At 62.3% G+C, this 11582-nt stretch carries 6 protein-coding genes; 4 read left to right on the forward strand and 2 right to left on the reverse strand.

Features of this window, described 5'->3' with window-relative positions; all coding sequences use genetic code 11:
• The first annotated feature begins 281 nt into the window (after window positions 1–281).
• On the forward strand, window positions 282–4244 hold the full coding sequence (locus NW848_RS06605) for a magnesium chelatase subunit H (RefSeq protein ID WP_414508401.1): 3963 nt from the start codon (window positions 282–284) through the stop codon (window positions 4242–4244).
• 60 nt (window positions 4245–4304) lie between these two features.
• Here NW848_RS06605 and NW848_RS06610 read toward each other — a convergent pair whose 3' ends face one another.
• Together NW848_RS06610 and NW848_RS06615 are read right to left on the reverse strand one after the other, a co-directional pair.
• Window positions 4305–5147, reverse strand: coding sequence for a prepilin peptidase (locus NW848_RS06610; protein WP_011430174.1), 843 nt, complete (start codon window positions 5145–5147; stop codon window positions 4305–4307).
• A 76-nt stretch (window positions 5148–5223) separates the two neighbouring features.
• Entirely contained in the window at window positions 5224–5424 is a 201-nt protein-coding gene (locus NW848_RS06615; protein WP_041438278.1) for a hypothetical protein, read from the reverse strand.
• A gap of 445 nt (window positions 5425–5869) precedes the next feature.
• Here NW848_RS06615 and NW848_RS06620 point away from each other — a divergent pair, with 445 nt between their 5' ends.
• From NW848_RS06620 to NW848_RS06630, 3 genes are all read left to right on the forward strand, one after another.
• Window positions 5870–8125 (forward strand): ComEC/Rec2 family competence protein, encoded by a 2256-nt coding sequence (locus NW848_RS06620; protein ID WP_414508402.1) that lies wholly within the window; start codon window positions 5870–5872, stop codon window positions 8123–8125.
• A gap of 106 nt (window positions 8126–8231) precedes the next feature.
• Window positions 8232–11108 carry a site-specific DNA-methyltransferase gene (locus NW848_RS06625; protein WP_414508403.1) on the forward strand — a complete coding sequence of 959 codons (2877 nt, stop codon included), beginning with the start codon at window positions 8232–8234 and terminating at the stop codon, window positions 11106–11108.
• Window positions 11105–11425 carry a nucleotidyltransferase domain-containing protein gene (locus NW848_RS06630; protein WP_011430170.1) on the forward strand — a complete coding sequence of 107 codons (321 nt, stop codon included), beginning with the start codon at window positions 11105–11107 and terminating at the stop codon, window positions 11423–11425. Before NW848_RS06625 ends, NW848_RS06630 begins: the two co-directional genes overlap by 4 nt.
• The last annotated feature ends 157 nt before the right edge of the window (window positions 11426–11582 follow it).

The raw sequence follows: 11582 nt of genomic DNA on the forward strand, positions 1-11582 counted from the left end.
CGACTAAAGTGGCTAGCGGGCTTTTCCGCCCCGCACTCAAGTGCGGGGCTACCAAACTATCCTTTTGTGTAGGAGAGCCGCTCTGGGCCCTTCCAGGTCTGGATCCTTGAGATCTCCTCAAGAGAAGAGCCCCCTTTGCAATTATTGCGAATTGTTACGAGACTGGCGTTATGCCCCCGGCAGGGATCCGGTTCTCTGGTAGAACGGGAAACAGGTGCTAGGGAAGAATGCCCATTCCCGGCCCACTTGCTTTTTTGCATTGCACAAGGGAGAGCGACCGCATGTTTACTCTGGTTAAGCCCATCACCCGCCACGTGGCCCCTGACGAGCTAGGGGGGCGCCGACTGATGAAGGTGGTGTACGTGGTGTTGGAGCCGCAGTATCAGAGTGCTCTGACAGCAGCGGTGCAGTGCATCAACGCCCGCAACCCCAAGCTGGCGGTGGAGCTGTCTGGCTACTTGGTGGAGGAGCTGCGGGATCCCTCGGGGTATGAGGCTTTCCGGCGGGATCTGGAGACGGCCAATGTTTTTATTGGCTCCCTGATCTTTATTGAGGACATCGCCCAGAAGGTGGTGCAGGCGGTAGAACCCCTGCGGGAGCGGTTGGATGCGGTGGTGGTGTTCCCCTCCATGCCGGAGGTGATGCGCCTGAATAAGCTGGGATCCTTTTCTATGGCGCAACTGGGCCAGTCCAAGAGCGCCATTGCCCAGTTCATGCGCAAGCGCCAGCAGGGATCCAACTTCCAGGAGGGGATGCTGAAGCTGTTGCAGACGCTGCCCAAGGTGCTGAAGTACCTGCCCTTTGACAAGGCCCAGGATGCCCGCAACTTCATGCTTAGCTTCCAGTACTGGCTGGGCGGATCCCGCGAGAACCTGGAGAACTTTTTGCTGATGCTGGCGGATCGCTACCTGCCGGGGATGCGGGATCAGGTCAAGTTTGCCGAGCCGGTCACCTATCTGGAAATGGGCATTTGGCACCCGCTGGCGCCGCAGATGTTTGCCAGCCTGGCGGAGTATTGGGATTGGTACAACGCCCGCGAGGATCTGCCAGAGGAGGTGAAGGATCCCTTGGCCCCCTGCGTGGGTCTGGTGCTGCAGCGCACCCACCTGGTGACGGGGGACGATGCCCACTACGTGGCCATGGTGCAGGAGCTGGAGTCGCGCGGGGCGCGGGTGGTGCCGGTGTTTGCCGGCGGCTTGGACTTTTCCAAGCCGGTGAACGAGTTTTTCTGGAACGAGCAGAAGACGGCGCCAATTGTGGATGTGGTGGTGTCGCTAACCGGGTTTGCCCTGGTGGGCGGGCCGGCGCGGCAGGATCACCCCAAAGCCGTGGAGGCGCTGCAACGGCTCAATCGTCCCTACATGGTGGCACTGCCCTTGGTGTTTCAATCGACAGAGGAATGGGCCAATAGCGACCTGGGGCTGCACCCGGTGCAGGTGGCGCTGCAAATTGCCATTCCCGAACTGGATGGGGCCATCGATCCCATCATCCTCTCAGGGCGGGACGCCGTCACCGGCAAGGCCCATGCCCTGCAGGATCGGATTGAGTTGATTGCGGCGCGGGCCATCAAGTGGGCCAATCTGCGGCGCAAGCCCAAGCTGGAGAAGAAGATCGCCATCACCGTTTTCAGCTTTCCGCCGGACAAGGGCAATGTGGGGACAGCGGCCTACCTGGATGTGTTTGCCTCCATCCACCGGGTGATGCAGGCGCTGGCCCACAACGGCTATGACCTGGGGCCAGAGCTGCCCAAAACGCCGCAGGAGCTGATGGAGTCCATCCTGCACGATCCCCAGGCCCAGTACGCCAGCCCGGAGCTGAACGTGGCGGCCAAGCTGTCGGTGCGGGAATATGAGGCCCTGACGCCCTATGTCAAAGCCATTGAGAAATACTGGGGGCCGGCGCCGGGGCACCTGAATACCGATGGGCAAAATCTGCTGATTTACGGCAAACACTTTGGCAACCTGTTCATCGGGGTGCAGCCCACCTTTGGCTACGAAGGGGATCCCATGCGGCTGCTCTTTTCGAGATCGGCCAGCCCCCACCACGGCTTTGCCGCCTACTACACCTACCTGGAAAAGGTTTGGAAGGCCGACGTGGTCATCCACTTTGGCACCCATGGCTCTTTGGAGTTCATGCCGGGCAAGCAGATCGGCATGTCGGGCGAGTGCTACCCGGACAATTTGATCGGATCCCTGCCCAACTTGTACTACTACGCCGCCAACAACCCCAGCGAGGCCACCATCGCCAAGCGGCGCGGCTATGCTTGCACCATCAGCTACCTGACGCCGCCGGCAGAAAACGCCGGCCTCTACAAGGGCCTGCAGGAGCTGCGGGAGTTGATCGGCTCTTACCAAAGCCTGCGGGAAGGAGGACGCGGCATTCAGATTGTCAATGCCATCTGCGACAAGGCGCGCCTGGTCAACCTGGACAAGGATGTGGAGCTGCCCCAGGTGGATGCGGCCCAGCTCACCCTGGAAGAGCGGGACACGGTGGTGGGCAAGCTCTACGCCAAGCTGATGGAGATCGAGTCGCGGCTGTTGCCCTGTGGCCTGCATGTGATCGGGGCGCCCCCCACGGCGGAGGAGGCCATCGCTACCCTGGTGAGCATCGCCAGCATCGACCGCCCGGAAGAAGGGATCCTCGGCCTGCCGCGCATCCTCGCCCAGAGCCTGGGCCGAGACATCGACGAGCTCTACCGCAACCGGGATCAAGGGCACCTGGCGGATACGGAGCTGCTGGATCGCATCAACAAGGCCTGCCACAAGGCGGTGGCGGCCCTGGTGCAGGAGCAAACCGACGCCCAGGGGCGGGTCTCGCGGGTGGCCAAGCTCAATTTCTTCAACATGGGGCGGCAGGCGCCCTGGCTGGTGGCCCTCAAGGAGGCGGGCTATCCGCAGGTGGAGGCGGAGCTGCTCAAGCCTTTGTTTGAGTTTTTGGAAGAGTGCCTCAAGCAAATCACGGCCGATTATGAGCTGGGATCCCTGCTTCGCGCTTTGGAAGGGGAGTACATCCTGCCGGGGCCGGGCGGGGATCCCATCCGCAACCCCGCTGTGTTGCCGACGGGGCGCAACATCCACGCCTTGGATCCCCAGTCTATCCCCACGGCAGCGGCCATTAAGTCGGCGGAGATGGTGGTGGAGCGGCTGCTGGCCCGCGAGCTGAGCGCCAACGGCGGCAGGTACCCGGAAACCATCTCGGTGGTGCTCTGGGGCACGGACAACATCAAGACCTACGGCGAGTCGCTGGCGCAGGTGCTGTGTTTGCTGGGGGTGCGTCCCCAGCCGGATGCCCTGGGGCGGGTGAACAAGGTGGAGCTGATCCCCTTGGAGGAGCTGGGGCGGCCCCGCATTGACGTGGTGGTCAACTGCTCCGGCGTGTTCCGGGATCTCTTTGTCAACCAAATGGCCCTCCTCGACCGGGCGGTAAAGCTGGCGGCCCTGGCCGATGAGCCGCTGGAGCTGAACTATGTGCGCAAGCACGCTCTGCAGCAGGCCAAGGAGCTGGGGCTGACGCTGGAGCAGGCGGCAACGCGGGTCTTTTCCAACGCTTCTGGCTCCTACTCGGCCAACATCAACCTGGCGGTGGAAAACAGCTCCTGGGAGGACGAGAGCGAGCTGCGGGAGATGTACCTCTCGCGTAAGTCCTTTGCCTTCGGATCCAATCTGCCCAACCAGCAGATGCGGCAGCTGTTTGAGGCCAGCCTGAAGACGGTGGACGTGACCTTCCAGAATCTGGATTCGTCGGAGATCAGCCTGACGGATGTCAGCCACTACTTCGATGCGGATCCCACCAAGCTGGTGCAGAGCCTGCGCCCGGACGGCAAGGCCCCCTCGGCCTACATGGCGGATACCACCACGCCCAGCGCCCAGATCCGCACCCTGAGCGAGACGATCCGCCTCGATGCTCGCACCAAGCTGCTCAACCCCAAGTGGTACGAGGGCATGCTCAAGCACGGCTACGAAGGGGTGCGGGAGATCGCCAAGCGGCTGGTGAATACCTCCGGCTGGTCGGCCACGGCGGGAGCGGTGGACAACTGGATCTACGAGGAAACCAACGAGACCTTCATCAAGGACGAGGCGATGCGGCAGCGCCTGATGAACCTCAACCCCCACTCCTTCCGGCGCATCGTCGGCACCCTGCTGGAGGTGCACGGGCGTGGCTACTGGCAGACTTCCCAGGCCAACATCGAGCGCCTGCAGGAGCTGTACCAAGAAGTGGAAGACCGGATCGAGGGGGTGGAGTAGAGGCCAAAAGGGATCCCTGCCGATCGTTGCCGTTGCCACTGGAAGAGGGGTGAGGGAGTTCTACCCCAGCAACCCCGACCAGCGTAGGTAGGCCTCGATCAGGGGGGATCCCGCCAAGGCGGCCACGGCGCCGCCTAGAGCCAAGTAGGGGCCGAAGGGGATGGGTTTGCCCAGGCGGGCCCTTCCCCCGGCCATGGCCAGCAGGCTGCCCAGCAAACCAAGCCCAGAGCCCAAGATGAGGGCCACCAACACCCCTTGCCAGCCCAGCCACATGCCGATCAGGGCCAGCAGCTTACCATCTCCTCCGCCCATGGCCTCCCGCCGCAAAACCCAACGGGCGACAAAGCCAATGCCTTCCAACAGCCAGATGCCCAGCACGGCGCCCGCGATCCCGGCCACCAGTGACCAGCCCATGGCGGCCAGGGATCCCGACCCTTCCAGCCAGGGCAGCGCCAGGCGGGCCAGCAGCCCCGCCAGCAGGCCGGAGCGGGTGAGCGACTCCGGCAGCCAAAACGTATCCAGGTCAACCAGGGCCAGCGCCAGCAGCCAGCCCAACAAGACACAGGTGAGGAGCCCGCGGGGAGAAAATCCCAAGATGGCGATGCTGAGGCCGAACAGCCCCATGGTCAAGGCTTCAACGGCAGGGTAGCGCCAGCTAATCTGCGCCCCGCAGTGGCGGCAGCGGCCCCGCAGCAGGAACCAGCCCAGAATGGGGATGTTCTCCATCGGGCCCAGGGGCGTCTTGCAGTGGGGACAATGGGAGCCGGGATGGAGCAGAGAAAGACCTTGCGGCAGGCGATAGACCACCACATTGAGAAAGCTGCCCACACAGGCCCCCAGCACCAACACCAGCACCCAGACCAACAGGCGCAGCTCCCAGGTGCTGGCAAGGAAGTCCACCATCGCAGCCGTCCACAGGGAGAAAAAGAGGCTTGCTCTGCTATCGTAGGCGCCTAGGCTCGGCTTGGGCAGAAGGGCCTCAGCGGAGCGGCTCCAACTGCTGCAGCGGAATGAAAGTTTCTTGGGGCAGCAGGATGGGAAACTCAGAAAAGATCAGATCCCCTCGCAGGGTACGGCGATGGATGACCACGCCCCGCGGCGGCTGCTCCAGCACCTCCGGTCGATACTGCAAATGGTATTGATAGATCTGGCGAGCTGCTTGCAGCAAAGCGCTGTCCATGTGCGGTTTCCCCACCTCGCAAAGCCCACTATCACCCTAACGACCCTGCCAAGATTCTCTGGGATCCCTAACGTTCTGTCCGCCCCTTTTGAGCATTTTTAGAAACGCTTAAGCTTCCTTAAGAGCGGCGGATCCCTTGAGCTAGACGCTCACTCCTTTGACCAGAGGCGGGCCGATCCGCCTCGCCTCTCGGTAGCTTAAACCCTAGGATATCGCCGTCAAGAGCCAGTGGGCCATCTTTCCCAATTCTTAAACTTGCAAGAGGAAGGATCTGGAGGGTGCGTTGCCCATCTGGCGGGAGCATGCGGCTGGTGGCGAGCGCCAGCCCTAGGCCGGATGCAGTTTGCCTCTGTCTTGCGGGGTCGGCAACCGGTCAAGGTTAAGACAACGCCATGGATCCCGCCTGAGCGCGAGAGTACAGTGGGGGCAAAAGCGCTGAAGAGGGATGGAGAGAACCTATCTGCTGGGGCTGGGCTGGATCCTGGGCCTGTTGCTGCGGGCCTGGCCGGCGGCGAGCGGCTGGGGCTGGGGGATCCCGCTGGCTTTGGGATTGGCGGGATCGCTGCTGTACCGGCGACGACCGCGCTTGGCCCGCACCTGGCTGGCGATGGGGCTGGTGGGGTGTCTGGCCTGGGCCTACCTGGGCTGGCGGCAGCCGGTTCCCGGCCCGACGGATATCAGCCTTCTGGCCCCGCAGCGGCAGATGAGCCTGGTGGGCACCGTTCTTTCGGAGCCCCGCCCCACCCGCAGCGAGCGGCGGCAATTTTGGCTGGAGGCGGAGCAGGTGCTGGAGGCCAACCAAACGGCCCGCCAGGTAAGCGGCAAGCTCTACGTCACTGCCAGCCCTGAGGCTCTCCCAAGCCAGGATCTCCATCCCAACCAGCGGGTGCGCCTGACGGGATCCCTCTACCTTCCCAGTCCCGCCTTAAACCCGGGCAGCTTTGACTTTCAGGCCTATCTGCAGCGGCAGGGGGCTTTTGCCGGCTTCATCGCCCGCGAGGTGATCCCCCAGCCGGGGGGAAGGGGCTGGGGAGGTTGGGTGCTGCGGCGGCGGGTGCGGGAGGCGTTCATTGCCGGGCTGGGGGAGCGGCAGGGGAACCTCTTGGCTTCCTTGGTGCTGGGATCCCGGGCTGCCCAGTTGGATTTTGATTTGCAGGATGCCTTTCGAGAAGTTGGCCTGGCCCATGCGCTAGCGGCCTCTGGGTTTTACGTGTCGCTGCTGGTGGGGGTGGTGTTTGTCCTAACGCGGCGGCTGGCGGTACGCCTGCAGCAGGGGATCCTCCTGGCGGTCTTGGGGATTTACCTGGCCTTGACGGGCTTTACCCCTTCGGTGCTGCGGGCGGCGGTGATGGGGGCAGCGGCCATGCTGGTGTTGACGGAGCCAAGACTGGAAGGAAAAGTTAGGCTTAACCCCCTGGGGACGCTGCTGGTGGCGGCGGTTTTGCTGTTGATCTACCAGCCGCTGTGGATTACCGATCTGGGGTTTCAGCTCAGCTTTGCCGCCACCCTGGGCCTGCTGGTGGGGGCAGGGCCGATTGGATCCCGGCTGGACTTTTTGCCGCCGGCGGTGGCCACGGCTCTGGCCGTTCCGCTGGCCGCCCAGATCTGGACGCTGCCGCTGCAGGTGGCCATCTTTGGCCGCATCCCCACCTACTCGCTGCTGGCCAACCCGCTGCTGCTGCTTCTCTTGGTGCCCCTGCTGGTGGCGGGGTTTGGGGTGGCTTTTGTGGCCTTGCTCTGGCCGGGGCTGGGATCCCTGCTGGCCCGGCCCTTGACGTTTTTGATCACGCCTTTGATCAACTGGGTGGGCTGGATGGCCAGCTGGCCCCTGAGCTCCTACTACACCGGCAGGGTCTCGCTGCTCCAGTGTCTACTTCTCTACGGGGCGCTGGTGGCTTTGACCTTTTGGCCCCGCTGGCGGCGGGCTTTGCGCTGGCAGGGCACTGCTCTGATAATGGCCGCCATCCTCTTGGGGCCAAGGCTGTGGCCGGGGCCGCCGGTCGAGATCACCGCTTTGGCCAGTGGCCGCCTCCCCGTCCTGGCCATCCAAGCCGAAGGACGCCACCTCTTGCTCAACAGCGGCGATCCCCGCCTGGCCGAGCGCACCGTGTTGCCCTTTTTGCGGCAGCAGGGCCTGCGCCGTCTGGAGGGGGCGGTGGCCATGACCTCTGCCGGCTCGGCCAATGGGGGCTGGGAGATCCTGCTTTCAGCTTTCTCCATCGGGCAGTTCTGGGACGGGGGCGGCGTCAATGCCGCCTCGGACAGCTACCTGCGCTCTCTTAGCGCCGTGCAAGCTGCCGGGATCCCCTATCAAGTCTTGCGGCCTGCCGACCGGATCCCCTTCTCGGAGCGGCTGAAGCTGCAGGCCGTCCACACCAACCCCTTGGTGTTGACCTTGGAGGCCGAGGGATCCCGCTGGCTGCTCTTGGGATCCGCCGGCCCCCCTGTCCAGGCGGAGCTGACCGGATCCCCCTTGCTGCCGGCCCAGATCGACTGGCTGTGGTGGGATGGGGGATCGCTGATCCTGGACTTGCTGGAGCGCTTTCAGGTGCAGGCGGGCATCAGCTCCGGCCCTGTTGGCGAGGCAGTGACCACCTGGTTTCGGCAAAAGCAGCGGCCCCTCTACATTGCCGAGCGCGTTGGAGCAGTAACCTGGTCGCCCCGGGGCGTGCAAACCCTGCGGGCGCCACTGGACGGATAGGTGGCTTGGGGGAGAAGGGCTTAGGCGACAGCTCAAGGCTGGATCAAAAGTTACTCTCAAGCTAGCCTTCCCACTAAGCCCACGACAAACCAACAGGCAGGACTGGATGGCAGGCAAGAAGACCAACACCCAACGCTCAATCGAATCCTACGAGCACCGGGACAAACAGCGGCTCAACAACCCGCCTGTGGGACTGGTGACGCCTGAGAACGACCGGGACGCGGGGCAGAAGAAGAAGACCTACGCCTACGACCCGCACCTGGATCCGCAGCTTGTCTGGGCTGGCAAGGCCGAGCACACTTCGTTCGAGGTGCCCACGGTTTCGCTCCACGTCCACGAGCGGATTGACCCGCGCACCATCATCGAGGCTGTGCGCAAGAAAAACGACCAAGCTGGCCCGGTACAACTGGGGTTGTTTGAGGAAGAACGCAAGGAGCCCCTGCGCCAGGCCATCGAATTTTACCAGCACAAGCATGGCTGGACGAACCGCCTAATTGCCGGCGATTCGCTCCTGGTGATGAACTCGCTCTTGGAAAAGGAGGGCATGGCCGGCAAGGTGCAGATGATCTACTTTGACCCGCCCTACGGCATCAAGTACGGCTCCAACTTCCAGCCCTTTGTGAATAAGCGCGACGTCAAAGACGGCAAGGACGAGGATTTGACCTCAGAGCCGGAGCAGATCAAAGCCTTCCGCGACACCTGGGAGCTGGGCATCCACTCTTACCTCACCTACCTGCGCGACCGGCTGCTGCTGGCGCGGGAACTCCTCAGCGAGAGCGGCAGCATCTTTGTGCAGATTAGCGATGAGAACGTGCACCATGTGCGGGAGTTGATGGATGAGGTGTTTGGGAAACACAACCTCGTAAGCGCCATAATATTGAAAAAGACTGCCGGAATGGGCCAGAGGTATCTTGACAACGTTTCTGACTACATACTTTGGTATGCGAAGGACATAGGCATGCTGAAATATCGCGCCCTATTCCTGCCGAGGAGAGAGACAACGCTCGCTGAGCAGTACAATTGGCTCGAGGAAACGGCAGGAACAAGACGCAAGCTCATGAAAGACGAGTTATCAAAGAGTTGGGATGGGAGAAGATTCAGATTATCCCCCCTTTTCTCGCAGAGCGGGGGCGACACCAGTGCATTTGAATATCACTGGCAAGGGCAAACATGGCGGCGTGCCACAAATCAGTACTGGAAAACGTCCCCCGCCGGTTTGGATGCTTTGGCAGCCGCCAATCGCCTTATGGGAGTGGGCCAGCTACTTTGGTATGTTCGATACCACGATGACTTCCTAGTGGTGTCTCTCAATAATGTATGGGACGACTTGGCCACTGCTTTTCAAGCTCGTATTTTTGTCGTTCAGACAAACCCGCTCGTCCTCCAACGCTGCCTGCTCATGACCACCGACCCGGGCGACCTGGTCTTCGACCCCACCTGCGGCAGCGGCACTACGGCCTATGTGGCTGAGAAGTGGGGCAGACGCTGGATCACCTGCGACACCTCGCGCGTCGCGATCACCATCGCCCGTCAGCGGCTGATGACCGCCGTGTTCGATTACTATGAACTCGCGCACCCGCAGGAGGGCGTCGGCAGCGGCTTTAAATACAAGACCGTGCCCCATGTCACGCTCAAGTCCATCGCCAATAACCCGGAGATCGACGGCATTTACGCGCGGCTCCATCCGGCAGTGGCAGCGGCCCTTGCTGAGCTCAACGCGGCGCTAAAGGGCCAGGCGGTGAAGTTTAAGGTGACCCAAGGTGGCCGGGCCGGCCACTTTGTAGACTTTGCCGCGCCCGATACGGAAACCTTCACCATGCCCGCTGGCCAGGTGGTTAAGGTCAACGAGCTGGTGGAATGGGAGGTGCCCTTTGAGTTTCCCGCCGACTGGCCGGAAGCTGGCCGGACGCCATTCGAGCGATTCCATCAAGCCCGCCGTGCCCTGCGAGCAGCCATCGATGAGGCCATTGCCCGCCACGCGCCGCAGGAGACGCTTTACGACCAGCCCTTCGTGGACAGGAAGAAGGTGCGAGTGACAGGCCCGTTCACCGTGGAAGCAGTGCCAGCCCCAGCGGTGAAATCGGTGGATGAGATTTTGGAGCCCAGGCCCGAGCCGGCAGATGCCTCGATTGCCCGCTCCGGCGAAACACTGCGTCAGGAGGAATGGCGCGACGAGCTGCTCAAGACGGGTATCCGCGGGAAGAACGGGCAATACATCCGCTTTGCCCGGCTGGAACCGCTGCCCGCCTGTCGTTGGCTCCATGCCGTGGGGGAAACGCGGCCCAGCGACGAAGGGGCAAATACCGTGCGCGAGTCGGCGCCTGCCTACGACCCCCTGCGCGTGGTGGTCTCCTTTGGCCCGGAATATGGCCCGCTCGAGCAGCGGCAAGTTGAGCATGCCTGGCAAGAGGCGCGGATGCTCAGCCCACAGCCCAAACTGCTGATCTTCGCCGCCTTTCAATTTGACCCCGAAGCAGCAAAAGATATTGACGAGATGAAGCCAGAGCTGGCCGGCATGCAGTTCCTCAAAGTCCAAATGAACGCCGACCTACTCACCGACGACCTCAAAAAGAAGCGCGCCAGTAACGAATCCTTCTGGCTCATCGGGCAGCCGGATGTGGAGCTGCGCAAAGCCGAAGATGGCTGGTTTGTGGTTGAGGTACACGGTTTCGACTACTACAACACCAAGACCGGGGCCATCGAATCGGGCGGCAAGGACAAGATTGCCATGTGGATGCTCGATACCGACTACGACGGGCGCTGCCTCTACCCCCGTCAGGTCTTCTTCCCGATGGCGGGCGAGAAAGAAGGCTGGGCGAAGCTGGCGCGCAATCTCAAGGCCGAGATTGACGAGGACCTCATAAAAGCCTATAGCGGTACGGTGTCGTTGCCCTTCGCACCGGGCGAGCACAAGCGCATTGCCGTCAAGATCGTGGATGACCGGGGCATTGAGAGCCTGAAGGTAATGGAGTTGCCAATATGATCGATGATCAAACCTTGCAAGAGATCGTCCGGCGTATCGTGGCAGCGGCCCAGCCCAGCCGCGTACTCTTGTTTGGCTCCTATGGCCGCGGCGATGCCGACGCGGGTTCCGACCTAGACATCATGGTGATCAAACCAGAGGTGTCTGATCGGTACGCCGAAATGATTCGTTTGCACGAAGCGGTGGGCGATATGGGCCCAGGGTTGGATATCCTCGTTTATTCCGAGGCGGAATACCAGCGGCGCAGCCGTGTGCCAGGCACCGTGCTGTACTGGGCGCGCAAGCAGGGAAAAGACCTCTATGAAGCCGCATCTTGAGGAGGCTTGGCGGTTGTTGCGCCTAGCGGAGCGCGACATCAAAGCCTTCGAAGTCCTCAAAAAAGCGCCGGATGTTCATCTCTCCATTACAGCCTGTTAAGAGCTCAAGGGGTACAATAGCAGCACTTAGCAAACCAACTTCGGAAGGAGGATGGAT

Source organism: Synechococcus sp. RC10A2, from assembly GCF_047502605.1.